We start from the raw sequence: 25,586 nt of genomic DNA, 5'->3' as shown, positions 1-25,586 counted from the left end.
ATCAGCGGTGGCTGTCCAGGAATGCCTGCACCTGCCCACGCAGCCACTGCGGATCATCCCACATCAGGAAGTGGTGGCCGGTCGCGCTCAGTTCGATGCGCACGCCGGGCAGCGCGGCGTACTGCGACTGGAAGATTGCACGCGCCGATGATTCGGTCGAACCGAGTGCCTGGTAGGACGCCCAGGCGCCCAGGACCAGCGTGGGTGAGCGGATGCCGGCCACCTCGCTGCGCAGGTCGGTCACCAGCAGCGAGTACATCGCATCGGCGGTGGTGGCGCGATCGCTGTCATGGCCCCAGCGCTTCAGGTCGGGCAGGCGCGCAGTGCTGTTGGTCAGCGGGGCCAGCGCCGCTTCGGCCTGCGCCTGGTAACTGGCCGGGTCTGCAGCCAGCATCGCAGCGCGCATCTGTTCGGCCATCGGCTGCACGCTCTGTGCGGTCGCCTGCGGGTTCTGCATGCCCGCATAGAACGGCAGCGAATCGACGATGACCAGCGGCCCCAGCGCGTCCGGTTCCCTCACCGCCATCTGCAGCGTCAGCACGCCGCCCAGGCTGTGGCCGATCACCGCCGGATGGTCCAGCTTCTGGTCATGCACATAGGCCAGCAGGCGGTCGCGCATGGCCGAAAGGAAATCCGCCGGGCGCGGCTCGGCGGCACCGGCGCCCGCAAAGCCCGGCAACTGCACCAGGTGGCACTGCACGGCCTTCAGGGCCAGGCAGGTCTCGCGCCAGACCTCGGCGCTGCTGTTGAGGCCGGGGATCATCAGCAGCGGGCGACCCTTGCCGACCACCTCGACCTGCACCTTGCCAGCGGTCGTGCCGGTGGCGGCGTGCGCGGAACCGGAGCCGAGCACGGCCATCGCCATGCCGATCATCGCCAGCCGGGCCAGGGCCTTCATCGCGTACCACAGTGCCAGGAAGATCTTCATTGTCTGCTCCTTCATCGGGTGGGTGGTGCCGGGATGGGAACAGCGTGCTGCCGGTCCAATGCGCCCGGTTGCGATTTCGGAGCAACGGCCGGGCACCGGGGCGAACGGTCGCGTGCCACGGATGGCCTGTCCTCACGCCCCAATCGCACATCCATCTTGATGAAGCGATATACTGATCCGCACCCGCCGCTGCCGCCCGTGCCATGACCGCCATCAGCTTCGAGTTCTATCCGCCCAAGACCGACGAACAGCGCGGCCAGCTGGACCGCGCCGCAGCCAAGCTGAAGGACTATGTCCCCGAGTACGTGTCGTGCACCTTCGGTGCCGGTGGCTCGACCCTGAGCTATACCTCCGAGACCGTGCGCCACCTCAACCAGCACCACGGCTTCGATGCCGCGCCCCATCTGTCCTGTGTCGGCGGCACCCGCCAGGAAATCCGCGAGCTGCTCAAGCTGTACCGCGCCATCGGCTGCCGCCGCCTGGTGGCCCTGCGTGGCGACCTGCCGTCGGGCATGGGTTTCCCCGGCGACATGCGCTATGCCGCCGAACTGATCGACTTCATCCGCGCCGAACATGGCGACGCCTTCCGCATCGAGGTGGGGGCCTACCCGGAGACCCATCCACAGGCCTCCGATGCACTGGCCGACCTGAAACACTTCAAGGCCAAGATCGATGCCGGCGCCGACGCGGCGATCACCCAGTATTTCTACAACCCGGATGCGTACTTCCACTTCGTCGATGCAGTGCGCCGGCTCGGTGTACAGGTACCGATCACGCCCGGCATCATGCCGATCGCCAACTTCAGCCAGCTGCGCCGCTTTTCCGAGCAGTGCGGTGCGGAAATCCCGCGCTGGATCAGCCGCAGGATGCAGGCCTATGGCGATGACGCCGAATCGGTGCGGGCGTTCGGTACCGAAGTGGTGGCCAAACTGTGCCAGCGCCTGGTCGAGGGCGGCGCACCGGGGCTGCACTTCTACACCTTGAACCTGGCCAGGCCGACCACCTCGGTACTGAAGCTGCTGCACGGCTGAAAGTACGCCATGCCACGGCGATCGGCGCTACCCTGCGTCGATGAACCGGCTTCCCTTCCTGCTGTTGCTGCTGGCGTTGTGTTCGGCCTCGGGCGTTGTCCATGCGCAGTCCCCACGCTTGAACCGCTGCACCGACGCGCAGGGGCAGAGCGTGTATACCGACCGCCCCTGCGACAGCGTCGGCGCCCGGTCGCGATTGCCTCCGCCCATGCCCACCGGCAGCACCCTGCCGCGCGACACCCTGGGTGCGCGCTGCCCACGGCGCCTGAGCGAGCTGGTGGAGGCACTGCGCGCCGGCATCGTCAGCAACGATGTGAACCGGCTGTCCTCGCTGTACCTATGGGGTGTGGTCTCCGATGCCGGTGCGCAGCGCATCCTCGGCCAGTTGGAATCGCTGGCGCGGCGGCCGCTGGTGGACGTGGTGCCGGTGTATCCCTCGCAGGCGCTGCCGCAATCGCAGGACGAGGGTCAGAGCCCTGCGGCGCAGGGATCCGACCCTGAGCCGCCAGCGGCACGGCATCCGGTCGGCCTGCGCCTGGAGCAGACCTTGCCCGGCAGCGTGTCGCGCGCGTCGACCGTGCTGGGGTTGCGGCGGCAATACGGGTGCTTCTGGATCACCCTGTGATCGGGAGGGGTCGGATCCCTTTCCAGCGGAAAGGGCGCTGACCCCGGATCTCGGCCATGGGGTCAGAGCCCTGCTGCGCAGGGATCTGACCCCGCGTGCGCGGCATCACGCCGGCCACAACCCACGGATGGCAGCGATGCCCTGCCCTCCATGGCGACGCGCTTCGGCGATATGGCCGGCGGCCATCCCGCCCAATGCGTAGATCGGCAGTGACACCTGCGCACGCAGTTCGGCGAAGGCCTCCCAGCCCAGCGGCGTCGCCTCGGGATGGCTGGCCGTGGCCTGCACCGGGCCGAGCACCGCGAAGTCGCAGCCCAGCCGCTGCGCTGCCTGCAGCTGCTCCAGGTCGTGGCAGGACGCGGCGACCAGCTGCCCTTCCGGCAAGGGCCGTTCCTGCAGGGCCAGCACTTGTTCGCTGCCCAGGTGCACGCCCACGCCCAGTGTGCGCGCCAAGGTGATGTCTCGGTTGAGCAGCCATTGCACGCCGCGGCGATGCGCGCGCACGGCCTGTTCGATCATGGACTGCCGCTGCGGATGTTCCGGCGGCAGGCGTAGCTGGATGCGCTTCTGCCCGGCCGCCACCGCCCGGTGCAGCTGCTCGTGCCACTGCTGCACGCCTGCGGTGTCGTCAGCCGGTGCCGGCGTGATCAGGTAACAGTCCGGTTGGCGCAATGCGGCCACCACCGGCAGGTCGGCCGGTGGCATCGAATAGCGGGCCAGCTTGTCCTGCGCCACCCAGGTGATCGCCTGGCCTTCGCGCCCGCGCGGGGTGCCCTTCCAGCTGCGCACGTGACGCACCTCCAGGGTCAGGTGCTTGTCCGGATAGCGCTGCGGCACGTCCATCAGCCAGGGCCCGACATCAGCCTCGATGCCCAGCTCTTCGCGCAGTTCACGCACCAGCGCCTGCTCGGAGGTCTCGCCGGATTCGCGCTTGCCGCCAGGGAACTCCCACAGGCCGGCCATGTCGCGGTTCTCGGTACGGCGGTTGAGCAGCACGCGGCCACGGGCGTCGGTGATGACGGCGGCCACGACATGGATCGATCGGGAGGGGGAAACCATGGGGCCAGCATGCCCAGAACAGGGCGGCCAGCGCAATCACGAATCCGGGCCGGATCCGCCGCTGCAAAACAAAAGGCCCCGCTTGCGCGGGGCCTTTCGGGATCAGCTCAGCTGGCCGTGGCAGTGCTTGTACTTCTTGCCACTGCCGCACGGGCATGGATCATTGCGGCCGATCTTCGGCTCGTCGCGCTGCAGCGTGGCCACACCCTGCTGCGCGGCTTGGACCTGCGCGGCTTCCTCGTCGGCGCTGTAACCACCCGCATCCTGGTGCTGGAACTGCGACTGGCTCAGGCGCGCCTGCGCCTGCTGGCGCTCGGCCGCTTCCAGGGCCTGCACTTCCTCGTCGCTGCGGATGCGCACGCGGGCCAGCAGGGTCACCACTTCGCGCTTGACGTTCTCCAGCATGTCCGAGAACAGTTCGAAGGCTTCCTTCTTGTATTCCTGCTTCGGCTGCTTCTGCGCGTAACCACGCAGGTAGATGCCCTGGCGCAGGTAATCCATGCGCGCCAGGTGCTCCTTCCAGCTCTGGTCCAGCACGGTCAGCATCACGTGCTTCTCCAGCGCACGCATGGTCTCTTCGCCCAGGCCAGCTTCCTTCTCGGCGAAATGCTGGTTGACCCGCTCCTGGACCTTGGTGGCAATGGCCTCGGCGTCCAGCTCTTCGTGTTCCTTGACCAAGTCGGTCAGCGACATCTGCAGGCCGAAGTCCGACTCCAGGGTCGCTTCCAGGCCGCGCAGGTCCCACTGCTCGTCGATCGAGTTCGGCGGCACGAAGCGCGCAACGATGTCGAAGATCACGTCGTCGCGGATGCCGTCGACATTTGCCTTCACCGACTCGGCATCCAGCAGCTCGTCGCGCTGGGCGTAGATCACCTTGCGCTGGTCGTTGTTGACGTCGTCGAAGTCCAGCAGGTTCTTGCGGATGTCGAAGTTGTGGGCCTCGACCTTGCGCTGCGCCTTCTCGATCTGGCGGCTGACCAAGCGGTCCTCGATGACGTCGTCTTCCTTCATGCCCATCATGCGCATGGCCTTCTGCACCCAGTCGGAGGCGAAGATGCGCATCAGGTTGTCTTCCAGCGACAGGTAGAAGCGGGACGAACCCGGGTCACCCTGGCGACCCGAACGGCCACGCAGCTGGTTGTCGATACGACGCGATTCATGCCGCTCGGTGCCGACGATGTGCAGGCCGCCCGCGGCCTTCACTGCATCGTGGCGCTTCTGCCATTCGGCCTTGACTGCGGCCTTCTGCTCGTCGGTCGCGTCCTCGCCCAAAGCGTGGATCTCGGCTTCCAGCGAGCCACCCAGCACGATGTCGGTACCACGGCCGGCCATGTTGGTGGCGATGGTCACGGCGGCCGGACGGCCGGCATTGGCGACGATGGTCGCTTCGCGGTCATGCTGCTTGGCGTTGAGCACTTCGTGCTTCACGCCGGCCTTGCTCAGGTGCTCGGACAGCATTTCCGAGGTTTCGATCGAGGTGGTACCCACCAGCACCGGCTGGCCGCGCTTGGCGCACTCTTCGATGTCGGCCAGCACCGCATTGAACTTGCCCTTGCGGTTGAGGAACACCTGGTCCGGGCTGTCCTTGCGGATGGTCGGGCGGTTGGTCGGGATCACCACCACTTCCAGGCCGTAGATGCTCTGGAATTCGAACGCTTCGGTATCGGCCGTACCGGTCATGCCGGACAGCTTCTTGTACATGCGGAACAGGTTCTGGAAGGTGATGCTCGCCAGCGTCTGGTTCTCGCGCTGGACCGGCACGCCTTCCTTCGCTTCCACCGCCTGGTGCAGGCCGTCGGACCAGCGGCGGCCGGCCAGGGTACGGCCGGTGAATTCGTCGACGATGACCACTTCGCCGTCGCGCACGATGTAGTCCACGTCACGCTGGTAGATCGCGTGCGCACGCAGGGCGGCATTGAGGTGGTGCACGACGGTCAGGTTCTGCGCCGCGTACAGGCCTTCGGTCTCGCCGTCGAGGATGCCGGCCTCGACCAGCAGCTGCTCGGCGTGCTCCATGCCCGCTTCGGACAGGTGCACCTGCTTGCCCTTCTCATCCACCCAAAAGTCACCCTCGCCGTCCTCCGCTTCCTGCTTGACCAGGTGCGGCACGACGCGGTTGACGCGGATGTACAGCTCCGGGGAATCATCGGCCGGGCCGGAGATGATCAGCGGGGTACGCGCTTCGTCGATCAGGATGGAGTCGACCTCGTCGACGATGGCGTAGTGCAGGCCGCGCTGGTAGCGGTCGGCCTTGGACAGCGCCATGTTGTCGCGCAGGTAGTCGAAGCCGAATTCGTTGTTGGTGCCGTAGGTGATGTCGGCCGCGTACGCTTCGCGCTTGTCGCTGTGCGGCATGCCCGGGTACACCACGCCCACGCTCAGGCCCAGCCAGTTGTACAGCTTGCCCATCTGCGCGGCATCGCGGCGGGCCAGGTAGTCGTTCACGGTGACCACGTGCACGCCCTTGCCTTCCAGCGCGTTGAGGTACACCGGCAGGGTCGCCACCAGGGTCTTGCCTTCACCGGTGCGCATTTCTGCGATCTTGCCCAGGTGAAGCACCATGCCGCCGATCAGCTGCACGTCGTAGTGGCGCATGCCCAGCACGCGGCGACCGGCTTCGCGGCAGACCGCGAACGCTTCCGGCAACACCTTGTCCAGGGCTTCGCCGCCGGCGATGCGCTGCTTGAACTCCGGCGTCTTGGCCTGAAGCTGCTCGTCGGAAAGCTTCTCGATCTCCGGTTCCAGCGCATTGATCTTGGCGACGATGCGGTTGAGCTGGCGCAGCTGTCGTTCGTTACGACTGCCAAATACGCGGGTAAGCAGGCTGTTGATCATTGAAGGAACCGGGTTGGATGGACACGACGCCCGGCCTCCCCCTTGGGATCCGTCCGCCGCAAACGAAACAGGGCGCCTGGCGCCCTGTCGATGGCAACACCCATTGTAGCTTGGGACGGCCGGCTGAGGTTTCAAGCGCCAATCCGGTCGCAATCGCCCCGGATTCGGCAAAGAAACACGGATGCGGGGCCGGATCCCTTTCGCCGTGGCGAAAGGGCTCTGACCCCAGCCCTCAACCGCATCGGGTCAGAGCCCTTCCGCGGCGCGGAAGGGATCCGACCCGGGGATCAGCCGCGGCGGATCCGGCCGACCGGCGTGTTGCCGCCGTCGCCGAGGAACTTGCGCGGGTTGACCACGTTGCCGTTTTCCCACACCTCGAAGTGCACGTGGGCACCGGTCGAGCGGCCGGTGGAACCAGCCTTGGCCACTTCCTGGCCGGCACGGACAAGATCACCGGCCTTCACCACCAGGCGCGAATTGTGCGCGTAGCGGGTGACATAGCCATTGCCGTGGTCGACGTCGACGACATTGCCGTAGCCGCCCTTCACACCGGCGAAGCTGACCACGCCTTCGGCCACGGCCATCACCGGGTCACCGACCCTGGCGTGGAAGTCCATGCCCTTGTGGGTGGCGGCACCGCGGCCGAACGGGTCGGCACGGGTGCCGAAACCGGAGGTCACGTAGCTGTTGCGGATCGGCATGCGCGAGGGCACGGCGTTCTGCTGCAGCTGGTGGTCGAACATCAGCGATTCCATCACCGACAACTGGCGGCCTGAAGCAGCGAAGCGCTGCTCCAGCACCTGTAAGTCAGCGTTGACGTCCTTGACCGGAATGTCGCTGGCCGGGCCGCCGGCGTCGCCGTCACCGAGACCGGGGGTCTCGTTGAAGTCGAACTCGCCGTCTTCCAGCTTGCCCATCTGGGTCAGCCGTTCGCCGAGGGCGTTGAGGCGGGTAGCCTGGGCCTGCAGTTCGCCGAGACGGGCAGCCAGCGCGTTGACCTGGGTCTGCGCATCGCGCTTGACCTTGGCCAACTCCGCGTCCTGGCGTTCGACCTTGGCCTGCAGGCGCGAATCATTCAGCGCACTGGCGCCAATGCCGCCGGCAAGGCCGATAATGCAGCCCACCCCGAGCACGCTGCCCAGCAGGGCGCGGGGGCGGTCCTCGAAATAGAACCGCAAACGCGCGATAGGCGACGCCTTGGCCTGTCCTTCACGCGTTTTGATTACGATCTTTTTGAATGCCATCAGTGAGTTTTCATGTCTGAGCCGAAATCCAGCGTTCGCCCCGCGTCAGTGCCGAAACCGGCGCTGGATGCGGTGATGGCGGACAAAAGCGGGAACCCGCTGCGGCGTGCCTTGTGGCTCGACGCGCTGGACCGTCAGTTGCGCCCCCAGTTGCCGCCACCTCTGCGCAGCCGTTGCCGGCTGGCCAATGTGGACGGGGAACACCTCGTTTTTCTCGTCGAATCCCCGGTCTGGCATGCCAAGTTGCGGCTTGCCGAAGCCCAGTTGCTCGACGCGGCCCGTTCCATCGGGCTGAAGGCCACCAGGGTGACCATCAAGACTGCGTCCACCACTCCCTCACGCTCCCCAGCGATCGACAACCGGAATGGCCCCCACGCAGTTTCAGCCGCCACGCACAAAGGGCTACGCGACGCCTTGGCTTGCCTGCAGGACATTCCCTCGAAGCCGAAGAAACGGTCCTGATGGCAACGGAGCATCCGGCTCCGCTCCCCGTCGCGCGTGTCACCACGGCGTGAAACATTTCGGGGGCCGGGTCGCATCCTAGCTGCCATCCGGGGGCCTGTCGTTAGATTCGAGTTAAAACTTCGTTAAATTCAGGCTTCGGATCCAACAGGTTCACAAAACCGTGACCTTGAACCGGCCTTGACGCGTTTCAAGCATGCTGAAGGCGTCGCTGGCGCCGGAAAAAGCAACGCCGCCCAGAGAGGCGGCGTTTTACTCTTGAAATTCAACAACCTACAGGATCAGGCGTAGGCCGGGGTGGCATATTCCACCGGATCCGGGGTAGCCGGCGAGTCGAAGCTGACCCATTCCCAGGCGCTGGCGTCGGCCATCAGGGCCCGTACCAGCTTGTTGTTGAGTGCATGGCCGGATTTGAAGCCTTCGTAGGCACCCAGCACCTGGCCACCGGCCAGGTAGAGGTCGCCGATGGCGTCAAGGATCTTGTGGCGCACGAATTCGTCGGCGTAGCGCAGGCCGTCTTCGTTCAGCACGCGGAACTCGTCCAGCACGATGGCGTTGTCCATCGAACCGCCCAGGCCCAGGTTGCGTTCGCGCATGTATTCCAGGTCGCGCATGAAACCGAAGGTGCGCGCGCGGGAGATTTCCTTGGTGTAGGCCAGCGTCGAGAACTCGATTTCCTGGCGCGACTGCTTGGCCGGAATCATCGGGTGGTCGAACTGGATGGTGAAGCCCAGCTTGTAGCCCTCGTACGGGGTGAAGCGGGCCACCTTGTCGCCCTCGGTCACTTCCACGGTCTTCAGCACGCGGATGAAGCGCTTGGGCGCATCCTGTTCCACGATGCCCGCCGACTGCAGCAGGAACACGAACGGGCCGGCCGAACCGTCCATGATCGGCAGCTCGGCCGAGGACAGTTCAACGATGATGTTGTCCACACCCAGGCCGGCCAGCGCCGACATCAGGTGTTCGACGGTCTGGATCTTGGCGTCGTTGCAGGTCAGGCCGGTGCACAGGGTCACTTCGGTGACCAGCTCGGCCTTGGCCGGCACTTCCACGACCGGGTCCAGGTCCACGCGGCGGAACACGATGCCATGGTTGACCGGTGCCGGGCGCAGGGTCATGTAGACCTTGTCACCACTGTGCAGGCCAACGCCGGTGGCGCGGATCGTGTTCTTGAGGGTGCGTTGCTGGATCATGGGGGATGGACCGGAAGTGACACATTAGATTAACACGCACGCTCCCCTACCCTGGCTGAAACGCCAGGTAACGCCGCCGGCAGGACACACCGGCGCATCGGCAGGACGCGCGTGAAGCAGGGCGGCCGGGCCCATCCTGGCCCGGCGCCCGCGTTTTCAGGACATGGTGGCGCAACCCGGGGAGGACAACCCCGGGCGCCCCGCTTAGTCCGCCTGGCGGCGCAGGAACGCCGGGATGTCCAGGTAGTCGTTCGGCAGTTCCGCGGCCGCCGGGGCCGAAGCGGCCGGGGCCGACGGAGCGGACGCCGCCGCGGTGTCGCTGCTGGCACGACGCAGGCCCAGGCCCATGCCGCCCACGGCCTTGGACACGGCGTCGCCACCGTTGTCGAAGTCACCGAACTCCGGCTGCCCGGTGGTGGCGTTGCGGACCAGCTTGATCGGAGCGCGCTCGCCCGGACGCTGGGTCTTGCTGGCCGACACGCGGTTCAGGCCGGTGGCGACCACGGTCACGCGCACTTCGTCCTGCATGTCCGGATCCAGCACGGTACCGACCACCACAGTGGCGTCTTCGGATGCGAAGCCATCGATGGTGCGGCCGATCTCGTCGAACTCGGCCATGGTGAAGTCGGCACCGGCGGTGATGTTGACCAGGATGCCGTTGGCGCCGGCCAGGTTCACGTCGTCCAGCAGCGGGTTCTGGATCGCCGATTCGGCAGCGGCCTGGGCGCGGTCATCGCCACGGGCGGTGCCGGTACCCATCATCGCCAGGCCCATTTCGGACATGACGGTGCGCACGTCGGCGAAGTCGACGTTGATCAGGCCCGGACGCACGATCAGGTCGGCGATGCCCTGCACGGCGCCCTGCAGCACGTCGTTGGCAGCGCGGAAGGCCTGGATCATGGTCGCGTTGCGGCCCAGCACGGTGATCAGCTTCTCGTTCGGGATGGTGATCAGCGAGTCGCAGTGCTGGCTCAGTTCCTCGATGCCCTTCAGCGCCACCTGCATGCGGCGACGGCCTTCGAACGGGAACGGCTTGGTGACCACGGCCACGGTCAGGATGCCCATTTCCTTGGCCAGCTGTGCCACCACCGGCGCAGCGCCGGTGCCGGTGCCACCGCCCATGCCGGCAGTGATGAACACCATGTCCGCGCCCTGCAGCGCGTCCATGATGCGCTCACGGTCTTCCAGCGCGGCCTGGCGGCCGACTTCCGGGTTCGCGCCTGCGCCCAGGCCCTTGGTCACGTTGGTACCCAGCTGCAGCTGCAGCTTGGCACCACAATTCTTGATGGCCTGCGAATCGGTGTTGGCGGTGATGAATTCCACGCCATCCACCGCCGAGTTGACCATGTGCGCCACGGCATTGCCGCCGCCGCCGCCCACGCCAACCACCTTGATCACCGCATTGGGTGCCATCTTTTCGATCAGTTCAAAATGCGCCATGTCCGTGTCCTCGTTGTATCCGCTTTGGCTGGCATGGGCATTCGGGCGTCCTGCCGTCCTGCTGCATGCCGACGTCGCGGCTGTGTGGGTTGTGTGTTGCCGGTGTTGCGTTGTGATGCGGGTACTGCGGGTGTTACGCCCGGGCGATGCCCGGGTTTACGGGCTCCGCGTCAGAACTCGCCGCGGAACCAGGTCTTGAGTTTCTTGAACATGCTTCCAGCACGCCCGGTCGGCAGCGACGGCCGCCGCGGGTGCTCGATCTGGCTGCCCATCAGCAGCAGGCCCACGCCGGTGGCGTGCACCGGGTTGCCGACCACTTCGCCCAGGCCGGTGACGTGCTGCGGGATGCCCACGCGCACCGGCATCTGCAGCATTTCCTCGGCCAGTTCCACCACGCCTTCCATCTTCGAAGCACCACCGGTCAGCACCATGCCGGCGCGCACCAGTTCCTCGAAGCCGGAACGGCGCAGTTCGGCCTGCACCATCTCGAAGATTTCCTCGTAGCGGCCCTGCACGGCCTGCGCCAGCGAATGGCGCGGCATGCGGCGTGGCGGGCGATCGCCCACCGACGGTACCTGGATGCTCTCCTCGGCCGTGGCCAGCTGGGCCAGGGCGCAGGCGTAGCGCACCTTGATCTGCTCGGCTTCCGGGGTCGGGGTACGCAGCATGTGCGCGATGTCGTTGGTCACGTGGTCGCCGGCGATCGGCAGCGAGGCGGTGTGGCAGATCGCACCCTGCACGAACACGGCGATGTCGGTGGTTCCGGCGCCCATGTCGACCAGCACCACGCCCAGCTCGCGCTCGTCGGCGGTCAGCACCGCCACGCTGGAGGCCAGCGAGGACAGCACCAGATCGTCCACCTGCAGGCCGCAGCGCTGCACGCACTTGCTGATGTTGGCCGCGGCCGACTGCGCGCACACCACCAGGTGCGCATGCACTTCCAGGCGCACGCCGGTCATGCCGACCGGGTTGCGGATGCCTTCCTGCGAATCGTCCAGCACATACTCACGCGGGATCGCGTGCAGGATCTTCTGGTCGGCCGGGATTGCCACCGCCTTGGCCGCGTCGAGCACGCGATCCAGGTCGCCCCAGGTCACTTCGCCGTCGCGGATCGGCACGATGCCCGGCGAGTTCTTGCACTGCACGTGGTTGCCGGAGATCGAGGCGTACACCGAGCGGATCTCGCAGCCGGCCATCAGCTCGGCTTCTTCCACCGCGCGCTGGATCGACTGCACGGTCGATTCGATGTCCACCACCACGCCACGCTTCAGCCCGCGCGATTCGTGCGAGCCGATGCCGATCACTTCGATCGGGTTGCCCGGCGAATACTCGCCCACCAGCGCCACCACCTTGGAGGTGCCGATGTCCAGGCCAACGATCAGCGATTTGTCACCCTTGCGATTCATGTCCTTTCCTGCGTGCTTCTGGCCGGGGTCGCCGGCGTTTTCGCCGGCGTGGCCGGGGTACCCCAGCTCAGCGTGAAACCATTGGTGTATCGGAGGTCGGCGCGCTCGATCGGCGCGTCCTGGCGGTTGAGCTGCGGCAGCACCTTGACGAAGCGCTGCATGCGCGAGCGCGCGTCGTCGCGGCCGACCACCACTTCGGTGCCGTTGCTCAGCACGAGCGACCAGCTGCCACGTGCGTCCATCGTCACCCGGCGCACATCGACGCCGGCCGGTGCGAACAATGCACGCGAGTCGCTGTACAGCTTCATCACTTCTGCGGTCTGGCTGTCCGGGCCATCCAGTTCGGGCAATGCCAGGTCGGACAGTTTCTTCGGCGTGGGGAACAGCTTGCCCTGCTCGGAGACCAGGCGATCAGTGCCCCAGCGCGCGAACGGCTTGTGCTCGACCAGCGTCACTTCCAGCACGTCCGGCCACTGTTTGCGGACCTGCGCGCTTTCCACCCACGGCAGCTTTTCCAGGGCGTCCTGCGCGTCCTGCAGCTTGACCGCGAAGAAGCCAGCGCGCGCATACGGCAGCAGCACCTGCTGCAGCTGTTCGGCCGGCACCCGCTTGAACTCACCATGCACGCGCAGCTTCGCCAGCGGCCAGCGCTCGGCGCCGACCCAGCCATTGACCACGGCCACCACCGGCAGTGCAACCACCGACAGCGCCAACAGCCAGACGAAGATGCGCAGCACCGCGTTCATGCGTGCGAGGCCTCCAGGGTCTGTTCCAGCACGCGCCACACCAGTTCCTCGAAACCGATGCCGGCCTGGCGGGCCGCCTTGGGCACCAGCGAATGGCTGGTCATGCCCGGCGCGGTGTTCACTTCCAGCAGGAAGAAACGCCCGCTGGCACGATCGCGCATCACGTCCACGCGGCCCCAGCCGCGGCAGCCAGCGGCGCGGAACGCGGCCAGCGCGATGCGGCGGATCTCTTCTTCGTCGTCACCGTCCAGGCCCGGGCACAGGTACTGGGTGTCTTCGGCGATGTACTTGGCGTTGTAGTCGTACCACTGGCCCTTGGGCACGATGCGGATCGACGGCAATGCGACGTCGCCGAGGATGGCCACGGTCAGTTCGTCGCCGACCACCATCTGCTCCATCAGCAGCTGGCCGTCGTAGCGCGCGGCCAGGGCCACCGCTTCGTCCAGACCGGCGTCATCGGTGACCCGGCTGATGCCCACGCTGGAGCCTTCGTTGGCCGGCTTCACCACCACCGGCAGGCCGAGTTCGGCGGCATTGGCGTGCACGTCTTCGGCAGTGACCTTGCGGTACTGCGGCGTCGGCAGGCCCAGCGACAGCCACACCTGCTTGGTGCGGATCTTGTCCATGCTCAGCGCCGAACCCAGCACGTTGGAGCCGGTATACGGCACGCCGAAGGCGTCCATCAGGCCCTGCACGATGCCGTCCTCGCCGCCACCGTTGTGGCCGTGCAGGATGTTGAACACGCGGTCGATGCCACCAGCGGCGAGCGCCTTTGTCAGCGCCGGAATGCCGTCCACCGCGAACGCATCGACGCCACGCGACTGCAGGGCTTCGAGCACGTTGCGGCCCGAGTCCAGCGACACCTCGCGTTCGCTGGAACTGCCGCCGAGCAGCACGGCGACGCGGCCGAACCCGGCCGGATCGGTCACGCGCAGCGGCGGGAAGGTCAGCGTGCTCACGCCTGGCCCTCCCCCTTGAAACCTTCCACCGCGATATGGGTGGCCACGGCACCGATGTCACCGGCGCCCATCATCAACAGCAGGTCACCGTCCTGCAGCACGTCGGGCAGCACGCTGGCCAGCTCGGCAGCCTTGCCCACCACCACCGGCTCGCTGCGGCCGCGCGCGCGGATGGCACGGGCCAGCGCATGCGAGTCGGCACCGGCAATCGGTTCCTCGCCGGCCGGGTAGACCTCGCTCAGCACCAGCGCATCGACGCTGGACAACACTGCGGCGAACTTGTCGAACTGGTCGCGGGTACGGCTGTAGCGGTGCGGCTGGAAGGCCACCACCAGGCGCTTGTCGGCCCAGCCACCACGGGCGGCGGCGAACACCGCTTCCAGCTCACTCGGGTGATGCCCGTAGTCGTCGATGATGCGGACCTTGGCGCCGCTGGCGGTGGTCACCTCGCCCAGATCGTTGAAGCGACGGCCGACACCGGCAAACCCTTCCAGCGCGCGTGCGATGGCATCCGGTGCCACGCCCAACTGCCAGCCCACCGCAGCGGCGGCCAGCGCATTGAGTACGTTGTGCTTGCCCGGCAGCGCCAGCACCACTTCCTGGCTGGTGCCCTGCGGCAGGCGCAGGGTGAAGCGCATGCGCGAACCTTCCTGCACCACGTTCTCGGCGCGTACGTCGGCCTGCGGGCTCATGCCGTAGCTCATCACGTGGCGCGGGGTCTTGGCAGCCAGTGCCGCCACTTCCGGATCGTCGATGCACAGCACCGCCAGGCCATAGAACGGCAGGCGCTGCAGGAACTCGGCGAACGCCGCCTGCACGCGGGCGAAGTCGTTGCCGTAGTTTTCCAGGTGGTCGGCATCAATGTTCGTGATGATCGACATCAGCGGGTTCAGGCGCAGGAAGCTGCCATCGCTTTCATCGGCCTCGGCCACCAGCCACTGCCCACCGCCCAGCTTGGCGTTGGCACCGGCGGCCAGCAGCTGGCCACCGATCACGAAGGTCGGGTCCAGGCCACCTTCGCTCAGCACCGCAGCGGTCAGGCTGGTGGTGGTGGTCTTGCCATGGGTACCGGCCACCGCGATGCCACGGCGGAAGCGCATCAGCTCGGCCAGCATCGCCGCGCGCGGCATGATCGGAATGCGCTGGCTGCGCGCTTCCATCAGTTCCGGGTTGTCTTCGCGGATGGCACTGGAGACCACCACGCAGTCGGTGCCCAGCACGTTGGCCGCGGAGTGGCCGCGCATGATGCGCGCACCCAGGCTGGCCAGGCGGCGGGTCGCCACGTTGTCGGCGTTGTCCGAGCCGGACACTTCATAGCCCAGCGTCAGCATCACTTCGGCGATACCGCTCATGCCGGTGCCGCCGATGCCGACGAAATGCACGCGCGGGAACGCGCGCACCAGGTCGTTGGTGTCGTGCAGGCGACGGATCATGCGCGGCCTCGCGCAGGGCAGGCGCGGTGGCAGGCCTTCTTCATACAGCTTCCTCGAGAATGATATCGGCGATGCGCTCGGCGGCATCGACCTTGGCCAGGGCACGCGCGGCTTGCGCCATCTGCATGCGGCGGGCGGGATTTTCGGACAGATCGCGCAGCAGTGCGGCAATGCCGTCGGCCAGCGTTCCGTCCTGCTTCAGCAAAACCGCCGCGCCGCGCTCGACCAGGTACTCCGCATTGCGGGTCTGGTGATCGTCAACGGCAGCGGGGAATGGCACCAGCACGCTGCCGACACCAGCCGCGCACAGCTCGGCCAGCGTGGACGCGCCGGAGCGGCATACGACCAGGTCGGCCCAGGCAAAGGCCTCGGCCATGTCCGCGATGAACGGCGTGATTTCAGCCTGCACACCCGCCTTGGCGTAAGCCTCGACCGCTTCGGCATGCATTTTCTCGCCGCACTGGTGGCGCACCTGCACCGGCACGTCGGTGCCCAGCGCGGCAATCGCCTGGGGCACGCCGGTGTTGAGCGCACGTGCACCCTGGCTGCCGCCCACCACCAGCACGCGCAGCGGACCGTGACGGTCGGCGAAGCGGCGTTCCGGCGGCGCGATGGCGGCGATCTCGGCACGCACCGGGTTGCCGACGAACTCCTCGCGCTTGGCGAAGGTGCCCGGGAAACCGGTCAGCAGGCGGCGCGCATAGCGCGACAGGATACGGTTGGTCAGGCCCGGTGCACGGTTCTGCTCATGCACGATCAGCGGCAGGCCATGCAGGCGCGTGGCCATGCCACCGGGGCCGGAGGCGAAGCCACCAAACGCGACCACCGCACGCGGCTGGCGCTTGCGGATGATCATCCCCGCAGCCCGCAGCGCACGCATCAGCCGCCACGGTGCGGCCAACAGGGCCAGCTTGCCCTTGCCGCGCAGCCCGGTGATGGCCAGCGTATCGATGGCAATGTCGTGCTGCGGCACCAGGCGGGTTTCCATCGCGCCGTCGGCGCCCATCCAGGTCACCGGCACGCCGCGCTGGCGCAGCACACGTGCCACAGCCAGGCCGGGGAAGATATGGCCGCCGGTGCCACCGGCCAGGATCATCACCGGCCGCTCGCTATGGGTGGCTGCGCTCATGACAGCCTCCCGAAGGTCGGTTCGATGCGTGACTGCAGGCGGCTGGTGCCACGTGCGGCGTTCGCTGCAGCGGATGCGGATGCGGATGCGGATGCGGCAGGCTCGGCACTCTTCGGCACGCCGGCGCCCACCGCAGCGCCGGGCTCGTCCATCGGCCCGGCAGCGGCGTCTTCGGCGCCACCGATGCGCACGGCCTGGCGGCGCTCGGCACGCTTGAGTTCATACGACACGCGCAGCAGCAGGCCCATCGCCACGCAGGTCATCAGCACCGACGAACCGCCGGACGAGATCAGCGGCAGGGTCAGGCCCTTGGTCGGCAGGATGCCCAGGTTCACGCCGATCGAGACGAAGGTCTGCATGCTGATCCACAGGCCGATGCCGAACGCGATGTAGCCGGAGAAGTGGCGCTTCATTTCCACGCAGCGCATGCCCAGCCAGAAGGTGCGGCCGACCAGCAGCGCGTACAGCGCCACGATCACGCAGGTACCCAGGAAGCCGAACTCCTCGGCAGTGACCGAGAAAATGAAGTCGGTATGTGCTTCCGGCAGGTAGTAGAGCTTCTGCACGGAGTTGCCCAGGCCGACGCCGGTCCATTCACCACGGCCGACCGCCATCAGCGCGTTGGACAGCTGGTAGCCGTCGCCCTGCTGGTCGGCCCACGGGTCTAGGAAGGAGGTGATGCGGCGCATGCGGTACGGCTCGATGATCGCCAGCGCGCTCATGCCGACCAGGCCGATGATCACCGGCATCGACATGCGTGGCATGTTCACCCCACCCAGCACCAGCATGCCGGCGGTGATCGCCAGCAGCAGGGTCGACGAACCGAAGTCCGGCTGCAGCAGCAGCAGCACCACCAGCGCACCGGCCACGCCCAGTGGCTTGAGCATCGCCGGCCAGGTCGCGTTGACCTCGTCGCGGAAGCGCACCAGGTAGCTGGACAGCCAGACGATGTAGAGCACCTTCACCGCTTCGACCGTCTGGAACTTGGAAATGCCCAGGTTGATCCAGCGGCGCGCACCGTTGACCGTGCTGCCCAGGCCCGGCGCGAACACCGCCAGCAGCAGCACGAAGCAGCCCAGCAGCAGCATCTGGTTGTACTGCTCGATCGACTTCAGCTCGGTGCGGGCGGCAATGACCGCCAGCACGATGCCCACCGCCAGGAAGATCAGGTGGCGGTTGAGGTAGTAGAACGGGCTGCTCATCAGTGCGATCGAGCTGGACGCCACCATCACCACGCCGACACCGGTGAGCGCGATGATCGCGCCCAGCAGCCACTTGTCGTAGCTGCCTTCGATGGCTTCAAGGCGTGTTGCCTGGCGGGACAGGTCGTTCATCTCAGCGCACCTTCAACGTGGCCAGGCCGATCAGCACGAGCACGACGGAGATGATCCAGAAGCGCACGATCACGCGCGGCTCCGGCCAGCCCTTCAGTTCGAAATGGTGGTGGATCGGCGCCATGCGGAACACGCGCTTGCCGGTCAGCTTGAACGAAGCGACCTGGATCATCACCGACAGCGTTTCGACGACGAACACGCCGCCCATGATCACCAGCACCAGCTCCTGGCGGGTGATCACCGCGATCGTGCCCAGCACTGCGCCCAGCGCCAGCGCGCCGATGTCGCCCATGAACACCATGGCCGGATAGGTGTTGAACCACAGGAAGCCCAGGCCCGCACCGGCGATGGCCGCGCAGATGATGACCAGCTCGCCGGCGCCCGGAATCTGCGGGATCTGCAGGTAGTTGGCGAACACCACGTTGCCCGAGGCGTAGGCGAACACGCCCAGCGCGCAGGCCACCAGCACGGTCGGCATGATCGCCAGGCCGTCCAGGCCGTCGGTCAGGTTCACCGCGTTGGAGAAGCCGACGATCCAGAAGTAGGCGATGGCCACGAAGCCGATGCCGGCCAGCGGCAATGCAATCGACTTGAACATCGGGATGTAGAAGGTCAGCGCCGCCGGCACGTCGGCGGTGTAGAACAGGAACAGGCCCGCGGCCAGGCCGAAGATCGACTGCAGCAGGTACTTCCAGCGCGACTTCAGGCCGTTCGGGTCGCGGCGGACGATCTTGATCCAGTCGTCATACCAACCGATGGCGCCGAAGCACAGCATCACCGCCAGCACCAGCCACACGTAGCGGTTGCGCAGGTCGGCCCACATCAGCACCGACAGGGTGATGGTGAGCAGGATCAGCGAACCACCCATGGTCGGCGTGCCGGCCTTGGAGAAATGGGTCTGCGGACCGTCCTTGCGGATCGGCTGGCCGCCCTTGAACTGGGCAAGCTTGCGGATCATCGCCGGGCCGAGCCACAGCGACAGGAACAGGGCCGTCAGCGCGGCGAGGATGGCGCGGAACGTCTGGTAGTTGAACAGCCCGAACAGGCTCTCCAACTGCTGCAACCATCGAGCCAGTTCATACAACATGCGGGGATTCCTCTCCTTGCGCCAGCAGCGCTTTGACGATCAGGTCCATGGCACTGCCACGGGAACCCTTGACCAGGCAGCGCACACCAGCGTGCAACTCATCCTGCAGCGCCTGTGACAGCGCACCATGGGTAGCGAAATGGCGACCACCGTCACCGAAGGTGGCGGCAGCAGCGGCGCTGAGCGGACCCAGCGCATACAGGCGCTTCAGGCCAGCGGCGCGCGCGCGGAGTCCGGCCTGCGCATGCAGCGCCTCGGCATCCGGGCCCAGCTCGCGCATGTCGCCCAGCACCAGCCAGCCCTCTTCCGGGGCAGCGGCCAGCGCATCGATGGCCGCCGCCAGCGAACCGGGGTTGGCGTTGTAGCTGTCGTCCACCAGCACCGCGCCGTTGCGCAGCTGATGGGCAATCTGGCGACCCGGCACCGGCTGCGCTTCGGCCAGGCCAGCGGCAATCAGCGCCAGGTCGACACCAGCGGCCAACGCCAGGCTGGCAGCGGCCAGCGCGTTGCTGACGTTGTGGCGCCCCGGCAGGCCCAGCACCACGCGGGTCTCGCCAGCAGGCGTGACCAGGGTGAACTGGCTGCCCTGCGCACCGGCGCGGATATCGCGCGCGGTCACGTCCGCCGAGTGTTCCAGGCCATAACGCAGCACGCGGCAGCGCGCCGGGGTGCTGATGAAATGCTGTTCGAACCAGCGGCCATAGGCATCGTCGGCATTGATCACCGCAACGCCATCGGCCGGCAGCGCGGCATAGATCGCGCCCTTGGTCACTGCCACGCCGAGCAGGCTGCCCATGCGTTCCAGGTGCGCCGGAGCGATGTTGTTGACCAGTGCATACCGCGGGCGGGCGATGTCGGTCAGGTAGGCGATGTCGCCCGGCTTGCCAGCACCCATCTCGTAGACGGCGTAGTCGGCATCTTCCGGCGCATCGATCACTGCCAGCGGCAGGCCGATCTCGTTGTTGCGGTTGCCCGGGTTGGCGTAGACCACCCTGTGCGCCTGCTGGGCCACCTGCTGCAGGATCGACAGCAGCAGGCTCTTCACGCTGGTCTTGCCATTGCTGCCGGTGACCGCGAACACCTCGGTACCGCGGTCACGCTGCATGCCGGTGGCGATCTTCGCCAGTGCCAGTTCGCTGTCGGCCACCAGCACCTGCGGCAGTTCGGTCGGCAGCAGGCGCTCGACCAGCAGCGCGCTGGCACCGCGCGCCTGCGCGTCGGCAGCGAAGTCATGGCCGTCGAAGCGCTCGCCGCGCAGCGCCACATACAGGCTGCCCGGGCCCAGGTTGCGGGTGTCATTGCTGACCGCATCGATGGCCACGTCATCGCCATGGATCTCGCCGCCGGCCCAGTGCGCGATCAGCGAAAGCAGGGTGCGCTTCATGCGATGCCCTCCCCGGCCTGGGCCGCCAGCACACCGGCCTTGGCAGCCAGTGCGGCAGCGGCCACTTCGGTGTCGTCGAAGTCATGGCGCACGCCATTCACTTCCTGGTACGGCTCATGGCCCTTGCCGGCGATCAGGATGATGTCGCCGGCGCCGGCACGCTTCACCGCCAGGCCGATCGCACGCGCGCGGCTGCGCTGCACGGTCACGGCATCGGCGTTCTGGAAGCCGGCCAGGATGTCGGCCACGATCACGTCGCCATCCTCGCCACGCGGGTTGTCGTCGGTGACGATGACCTGGTTGGCAAGGCGCTCGGCGATCGCCGCCATCTGCGGGCGCTTGCCGGTATCGCGCTCGCCACCGCAGCCGAACACGCAGAACAGCGCGCCGTGCAGGTGGCCCTGCAGGCTGTCCAGCGCCTGTTCCAGCGCATCCGGGGTATGTGCGTAATCGACCACCACGGTCGGCAGGCCGTCTTCGCCGCCCAGGCGGTTCATGCGGCCGCGGATCGGCTGCAGCGCCGACAGCACTTCGGCGATGCGCGGCAGCGGCTGGCCCTGCGCATGCAGGGTTCCGGCCACCGCCAGCAGGTTGTCCACGTTGAAGCGGCCCAGCAGCGGCGACTGCACCGCCGTGCGCTGGCCGTCGATGACCAGCTCGAAGGCAATGCCACGGCCGTCCAGCTGCAGCGCCTCGGCGCGCACGCTGGCGTCGCTGGCACCGCGCGAGCTCAGGCCGATCGGCTGCACGCCCGCCGGCAGGCCGGCGAACAGCTGGCGACCGAACGCGTCGTCAAGATTGATCACGGCAGCCTTCAGGCCCGGACGATGGAACAGCCGCGCCTTGGCCGCGCCGTAGCTGGCCATGTCACCGTGGTAATCCAGATGGTCGCGGGTGAGGTTGGTGAACACCGCCACGTCGTAGTGCACGGCATCCACGCGGCCCTGGTCCAGCGCGTGCGAGCTGACTTCCATTGCCACCGCGCGCGCACCGGCGTCGCGCAGCTGCGCCAGCAGCGCATGCATCTGCAGCACCAGCGGCGTGGTGAAGCCGGTCGGTTCGACCGAGCCATAAAGTCCGGCGCCCAGCGTGCCGATACTGCCACTGGGCGTTCCGAGCAGGTGCCAGGCCTGGGCCAGCAGCTGCACGGTGGAGGTCTTGCCGTTGGTGCCGGTCACGCCCACCATCGCCATCGCGCGCGACGGTGCGCCATGGAACTGGTCGGCCATCGCGCCCATGCGCGCGCGCAGCCCCGGCACGGCGATCGCATCGGCCGGTGCCGGCAGCTCGGCAGGTGCCGGCGGTTCGAACAGGATGGCACTGGCCCCCGCGGCGCGCGCCTGCTCGACAAAGCCCAGGCCATGCGCGCCAAAACCGGCGATGGCAACGAAGGCATTGCCGGGGCGCACGGCACGGCTGTCCAGCACCAGGCCGGTCAGAACGGGGTCATGGCCCGCCAGGGCCACGTCCGGAAGCAACTGCGAAAGCAACATCGAAGGACTCATTGCGTGCCTCCCGTAGCGGGCGGCGTCTGGGCTTGCGCGCTCGGCAGCGCAGCGTCGAATTCGGCAGCAGCATCGACCGGCAGCGCGGTCTCGGCCGGCGGCGCCGGCAGGATCGAGGCCGAATGGCCGACCTTGCCCGACTGCTGTGCGGCCAGCCACGACTGCAGGTCGTCCAGCGGCACGTCCATCAGGCGCAGGGTGCCTTCCATCACGTTGTGGTAGACCGGGGCCGACACCAGGCCGCCGTAGAACTTGCCGGCCTGCGGGTCGTTGATGACGATGACGGTGGCGAAACGCGGGTTGGTGGCCGGCACCACGCCGGCGAACAGCGCGTTGTAATGGCCGCGCTCATAGCCGCCCGGGCCGGCCTTGCGCGCGGTGCCGGTCTTGCCGGCCACGCGGTAACCCAGCACCGCCGCCTGCTTGGCGCCGCCCTGGGTGACCACCGTTTCCATCATCGCCACCACCTGTCGGGCGACGTTCTCGTCGATGATCTGCTGGCCTTCGTTGCGCTGGCCCTTGACGAAGGTCGGCGCGATCAACTTGCCGCCGTTGGCCAGCGCCGAGTACGCCGTGGCGATCTGCAGCGGCGTGACCGACAGGCCGTAGCCATAGGACATCGTGGTCTTGGTGGTGCCCGACCAGCGTGCCGGACGCATCACCACACCGGCCGATTCACCCGGGAAACCGCTGTGCGGCGCCGAGCCATAGCCGAAGCGGCGCACGCCGTCATAGAAGGTCTGGTCCGGCATCTTCGCCGCGACCTTGGCTGCACCCACGTTCGAGCTGCGGGTGATCACGCCGGTCACGTTCAGCACACCGTTGTTGCGCGGCACGTCGCGGATGGTGAAACGACCCAGGGTCATGTAACCCGGGTTGGTGTCGATGATGGTGTCCTTGGTCACCGCACCGGCCTGCAGCGCGGTGGCGATGGTCAGCGGCTTCATCGTCGAACCCGGCTCGACCAGGTCGGTCACCGCACGGTTTCGGCGCGTATCGGGGAGCGCGCCGGTCAGCGAATTCGGGTTGTAGGTCGGCAGGTTGACCATGGCCAGGATCTCGCCGGTGGTCACGTCCATGATCACCATCGAACCGCCGGCTGCCTTGTTGGCCACCAGCGCGTTGCGCAGTTCCTTGAAGGCCAGGTACTGGATGCGGCGATCGATGCTGAGGGTCAGGTCCTTGCCCGGTTCGGCGGCGCGCAGCAGATCGCTCTCGACCGTCTCGCCCTTGCGGTTGCGGATCACCCGCTTGGCACCGGCCTTGCCGCGCAGCCATTCGTCGAACGCCAGTTCCAGGCCTTCCTGGCCGCGGTCGTCGATGTTGGTGAAGCCCAGCACGTGTGCCATCGCTTCGCCCTGCGGGTAGAAGCGGCGGAACTCGCGCTGCGCGGCCACGCCCGGAATCTTCAGCGCGACCACCTTCTCTGCCTCGTCCGGATTGATCCGGCGGCGCAGGTACATGAATTCCTTGTCCGACTTCTGCGACAGGCGGCTGCTCAGCTCATCCACCGACATGCCGACCGCCTGGGCCAGCTCCGGGATGCGCTCGGGCGAACGCAGCAGGTCCTGCGGGTTGACCCAGATCGAGGCGACCGGCGTGGACACCGCCAGCGGCTCGCCGTTGCGGTCGGTGATCATGCCGCGCGAGGTCTTGATCGGCAGCTCGCGCAGGTAACGGGCCTCGCCCTGGCGCTGGTAGAAATCGCTGTTGATGATCTGCACGTAAGCCGCACGGCCAACCAGCGACACCGAGCACAGGCCGAGCGCCAGCGCCACCCAGCGCAGGCGCTGGCGCAGGTTGAAGGCATTGCGCGGGCGGTTGCGGCCGGTCTTGCTCATGGCCGCACCACCACGATGTCGGCGGCCTCGGGGAACTTCATGCCCAGCTTCTCGCGGGCGATGCGGTCCACGCGGTTGGCTTCGGCCAGGGTCGCCTGTTCCAGCTGCAGGCGGCCGAATTCGAGATTGATGTCATCGCGCTTGCGTTCAGCGCGCGAGAGCTCGATGAACGTCTGCCGATGGCGGTGACGCACGAACACGACGCCGATCGCCGAGGCCACGGTGCAGGCCAGCAGGATGATCAGCAGCAGCCGGCTCATGCGTCGGCCTCCCTCTTCTGTGCCACGCGCAGCACGGCGCTGCGGGCACGCGGGTTGGCCGCCAGTTCTTCGTCGGTGGCCTTGATGGCCCCGCCGATCAGATCCAGGGTCGGCACGAACACCGCCGCCTCGGGCAGGCGGCGGTTGGCCGGCGGCGCCTTGGCCAGGCGGTTCATGTACTGCTTGACGATGCGATCTTCCAGCGAGTGGAAGCTGATGATTGCCAGGCGGCCACCGGGCTTGAGCCGCTCCACCGCCGCATCCAGCCCGGCTTCCAGATCGGCCAGCTCGCGGTTGATGTGGATGCGGATGGCCTGGAAGCTGCGCGTGGCGGGGTGGATCTTGTCTTTGCCACGCGGCATCACCGAGGCGATCAGCTCGGCCAGCTCGGCGGTACGCGAGAACGGCTGCTTCTCGCGGCGGGCCACGATGGCGCGGGCGATGCGCCGGCTCTGCCGCTCTTCGCCGTAGGTCCACAGCACATCGGCGATCTCGCGCTCTTCAACGCGGTTGATCCACTGCGCGGCACTTTCACCACTGTCCGGATCCATGCGCATGTCCAGCGGGCCGTCCTTGCCGAAGCTGAAGCCACGTTCGGCCACATCCAGCTGCGGCGAGGACACGCCGAGGTCGAACAGCACGCCGTCCAGGCCTTCAGCCGTCGCATCCCACTGCAGCAGCTGGGCGAAGCTGCCACGGAAGATGGACACGCGCGGGTCCGGCGCGAAATCGCGCTCGGCAACGGCGATGGCTTCCGGATCCTTGTCCATGACCAGCAGGCGCCCCTCGGGACCGAGCTGGGTAAGCACGCCACGTGCATGACCGCCACGACCGAACGTGCCATCCAGATAACGTCCGTTTTCGATCACCCTCAGGCCTTCAAGGACCTGGGTGTACAGGACCGGCAGATGCACCGCCGGCGACTGCGACACCGGAAGGTGACCGGCCTGCGCTTCTGGGCGCATCCGGGCACCCCGGCTCACAACTTCAGGTCGAGCAACCCATCACCCAGATCCTCGTCAGACAACGTCTGCTGGATCAGGGCCCGATGCGCCTGCTCGCTCCACAATTCGAACTTGTCGCCCATACCGAGCAATACCGCCTTCTTTTCAATACCCACCGCACCGCGGTGGCTGGCGGGGATGCTGATGCGACCGTTGCCGTCCAGCTCCAGATGGGCGGCCGAGCCGACCAGCTTCTGCTGCAACAGGCGCACGACGCGCTGGGTGTTGGGCTTGGACATCACATCGTCGCGGACCCGCTCCCATTCCGACTCTGCGTACAGCCACAGGCAGCCGGCTTCGAACGGGTTGTAGGTCAACACGAGACGGTTGTTGCTGGCGCGCGCGACGAGGTCGCGATAAGCGGTGGGAACCGCCATGCGCCCTTTGTCGTCAACTGTGATGGCCGTCTCGCCCTGGAACACGACGCCTGCACCTTGTCCTTCGCCCGGTGAAACATTGAACCACGAAAACCCACAAAACACCCGGATTTCCCTCTGATGCCCACCTTAGCAGCGGCCCAAGGGTTGTCAACAACTTTTCCGCAGGGAAATCGCCAGCCGCATCAATGGCTTGCAACAACCTTTAGAGAATTGTTCAAGGCTTATCCACAAGTTGCTGATCCGTCTCAATTTTTGAGATTGAACGGAAGTTCAGGGGCGTGGACGGGGCGTGAAACATCGG

Annotated in this window: 21 protein-coding genes and 1 pseudogene; 3 read left to right on the top strand and 19 right to left on the bottom strand. The window is 67.1% G+C overall.

The annotated features are described in order from the left end of the window. Window position 1 precedes the first annotated feature (1 nt). The gene (locus B9Y82_RS01565) at window positions 2–928 is read right to left on the bottom strand and encodes an alpha/beta fold hydrolase (protein WP_100471298.1); all 927 of its coding nucleotides are present in this window, start codon (window positions 926–928) and stop codon (window positions 2–4) included. A 203-nt stretch (window positions 929–1,131) separates the two neighbouring features. Here B9Y82_RS01565 and metF point away from each other — a divergent pair, with 203 nt between their 5' ends. Both metF and B9Y82_RS01555 read left to right on the top strand, forming a co-directional pair. Beyond that, the gene (metF, locus tag B9Y82_RS01560) at window positions 1,132–1,959 is read left to right on the top strand and encodes a methylenetetrahydrofolate reductase [NAD(P)H] (RefSeq protein ID WP_100471297.1); all 828 of its coding nucleotides are present in this window, start codon (window positions 1,132–1,134) and stop codon (window positions 1,957–1,959) included. 40 nt (window positions 1,960–1,999) lie between these two features. Next, window positions 2,000–2,584: a DUF4124 domain-containing protein gene (locus B9Y82_RS01555; RefSeq protein WP_100471296.1), complete on the top strand. Its 585-nt coding sequence runs from the start codon at window positions 2,000–2,002 to the stop codon at window positions 2,582–2,584. Window positions 2,585–2,689: 105 nt separating this feature from the next. Here the strand turns inward: B9Y82_RS01555 and B9Y82_RS01550 are convergent, their stop codons facing one another. The 3 genes from B9Y82_RS01550 to B9Y82_RS01540 form a co-directional block, all read right to left on the bottom strand. Continuing rightward, a complete protein-coding gene (locus B9Y82_RS01550) occupies window positions 2,690–3,643 on the bottom strand; it encodes a Nudix family hydrolase (RefSeq protein WP_100471295.1) in 954 nt (317 codons plus the stop codon). Between the two features lie 102 nt (window positions 3,644–3,745). After that, on the bottom strand, window positions 3,746–6,478 hold the full coding sequence (gene secA, locus B9Y82_RS01545) for a preprotein translocase subunit SecA (protein WP_100471294.1): 2,733 nt from the start codon (window positions 6,476–6,478) through the stop codon (window positions 3,746–3,748). A 287-nt stretch (window positions 6,479–6,765) separates the two neighbouring features. After that, a complete protein-coding gene (locus B9Y82_RS01540; protein ID WP_100471293.1) occupies window positions 6,766–7,722 on the bottom strand; it encodes a M23 family metallopeptidase in 957 nt (318 codons plus the stop codon). A 12-nt stretch (window positions 7,723–7,734) separates the two neighbouring features. Between B9Y82_RS01540 and B9Y82_RS01535 the strand changes: the two genes are divergently transcribed. Continuing rightward, entirely contained in the window at window positions 7,735–8,184 is a 450-nt protein-coding gene (locus tag B9Y82_RS01535; protein ID WP_014035989.1) for a DUF721 domain-containing protein, read from the top strand. A gap of 281 nt (window positions 8,185–8,465) precedes the next feature. Here B9Y82_RS01535 and lpxC read toward each other — a convergent pair whose 3' ends face one another. From lpxC to mraZ, 15 genes and pseudogenes are all read right to left on the bottom strand, one after another. Beyond that, window positions 8,466–9,377, bottom strand: a complete 912-nt coding sequence (gene lpxC, locus B9Y82_RS01530; protein ID WP_008267619.1) for a UDP-3-O-acyl-N-acetylglucosamine deacetylase — start codon at window positions 9,375–9,377, stop codon at window positions 8,466–8,468. A 204-nt stretch (window positions 9,378–9,581) separates the two neighbouring features. Beyond that, window positions 9,582–10,817 (bottom strand): cell division protein FtsZ, encoded by a 1,236-nt coding sequence (gene ftsZ / locus B9Y82_RS01525; protein WP_100471292.1) that lies wholly within the window; start codon window positions 10,815–10,817, stop codon window positions 9,582–9,584. A 170-nt stretch (window positions 10,818–10,987) separates the two neighbouring features. Beyond that, window positions 10,988–12,223, bottom strand: a complete 1,236-nt coding sequence (ftsA, locus tag B9Y82_RS01520) for a cell division protein FtsA (RefSeq protein WP_005408083.1) — start codon at window positions 12,221–12,223, stop codon at window positions 10,988–10,990. Window positions 12,224–12,291: 68 nt separating this feature from the next. Then, window positions 12,292–12,969 (bottom strand): annotated as a pseudogene (locus B9Y82_RS01515) (cell division protein FtsQ/DivIB); the annotation flags it as partial. Continuing rightward, window positions 12,966–13,928: a D-alanine--D-alanine ligase gene (locus B9Y82_RS01510; protein WP_100471291.1), complete on the bottom strand. Its 963-nt coding sequence runs from the start codon at window positions 13,926–13,928 to the stop codon at window positions 12,966–12,968. The gene B9Y82_RS01510 and the pseudogene B9Y82_RS01515, both read right to left, overlap by 4 nt. Continuing rightward, entirely contained in the window at window positions 13,925–15,361 is a 1,437-nt protein-coding gene (gene murC, locus B9Y82_RS01505) for a UDP-N-acetylmuramate--L-alanine ligase (RefSeq protein ID WP_014035986.1), read from the bottom strand. The genes B9Y82_RS01510 and murC overlap by 4 nt, the downstream gene beginning before the upstream one ends. A gap of 40 nt (window positions 15,362–15,401) precedes the next feature. Then, on the bottom strand, window positions 15,402–16,490 hold the full coding sequence (gene murG / locus B9Y82_RS01500; RefSeq protein WP_100471290.1) for an undecaprenyldiphospho-muramoylpentapeptide beta-N-acetylglucosaminyltransferase: 1,089 nt from the start codon (window positions 16,488–16,490) through the stop codon (window positions 15,402–15,404). Then, the gene (ftsW, locus tag B9Y82_RS01495) at window positions 16,487–17,824 is read right to left on the bottom strand and encodes a putative lipid II flippase FtsW (protein ID WP_100471289.1); all 1,338 of its coding nucleotides are present in this window, start codon (window positions 17,822–17,824) and stop codon (window positions 16,487–16,489) included. The genes murG and ftsW overlap by 4 nt, the downstream gene beginning before the upstream one ends. 1 nt (window position 17,825) lies before the next feature. Further along, entirely contained in the window at window positions 17,826–18,911 is a 1,086-nt protein-coding gene (mraY, locus tag B9Y82_RS01490) for a phospho-N-acetylmuramoyl-pentapeptide-transferase (protein ID WP_100471288.1), read from the bottom strand. After that, window positions 18,901–20,295, bottom strand: a complete 1,395-nt coding sequence (locus B9Y82_RS01485) for a UDP-N-acetylmuramoyl-tripeptide--D-alanyl-D-alanine ligase (protein WP_100471287.1) — start codon at window positions 20,293–20,295, stop codon at window positions 18,901–18,903. The genes mraY and B9Y82_RS01485 overlap by 11 nt, the downstream gene beginning before the upstream one ends. Then, the gene (locus B9Y82_RS01480) at window positions 20,292–21,800 is read right to left on the bottom strand and encodes a UDP-N-acetylmuramoyl-L-alanyl-D-glutamate--2,6-diaminopimelate ligase (RefSeq protein ID WP_100471286.1); all 1,509 of its coding nucleotides are present in this window, start codon (window positions 21,798–21,800) and stop codon (window positions 20,292–20,294) included. Before B9Y82_RS01480 ends, B9Y82_RS01485 begins: the two co-directional genes overlap by 4 nt. Next, window positions 21,797–23,641 (bottom strand): peptidoglycan D,D-transpeptidase FtsI family protein, encoded by a 1,845-nt coding sequence (locus B9Y82_RS01475; RefSeq protein WP_100471285.1) that lies wholly within the window; start codon window positions 23,639–23,641, stop codon window positions 21,797–21,799. The genes B9Y82_RS01480 and B9Y82_RS01475 overlap by 4 nt, the downstream gene beginning before the upstream one ends. Beyond that, window positions 23,638–23,901 (bottom strand): cell division protein FtsL, encoded by a 264-nt coding sequence (ftsL, locus tag B9Y82_RS01470; RefSeq protein ID WP_005415286.1) that lies wholly within the window; start codon window positions 23,899–23,901, stop codon window positions 23,638–23,640. Before ftsL ends, B9Y82_RS01475 begins: the two co-directional genes overlap by 4 nt. Beyond that, entirely contained in the window at window positions 23,898–24,866 is a 969-nt protein-coding gene (gene rsmH / locus B9Y82_RS01465) for a 16S rRNA (cytosine(1402)-N(4))-methyltransferase RsmH (protein WP_100471284.1), read from the bottom strand. Before rsmH ends, ftsL begins: the two co-directional genes overlap by 4 nt. Before the next feature lie 14 nt (window positions 24,867–24,880). Further along, window positions 24,881–25,327, bottom strand: a complete 447-nt coding sequence (gene mraZ, locus B9Y82_RS01460) for a division/cell wall cluster transcriptional repressor MraZ (RefSeq protein WP_004143635.1) — start codon at window positions 25,325–25,327, stop codon at window positions 24,881–24,883. Between the last annotated feature and the right edge of the window lie 259 nt (window positions 25,328–25,586).

Origin of the sequence: Stenotrophomonas maltophilia, assembly GCF_002799155.1 — a bacterium.
Classification (GTDB): domain Bacteria; phylum Pseudomonadota; class Gammaproteobacteria; order Xanthomonadales; family Xanthomonadaceae; genus Stenotrophomonas; species Stenotrophomonas maltophilia_R.
Note: the sequence above shows the minus strand (reverse complement) of the source record. Positions and strands in the feature narration are given on the sequence as shown.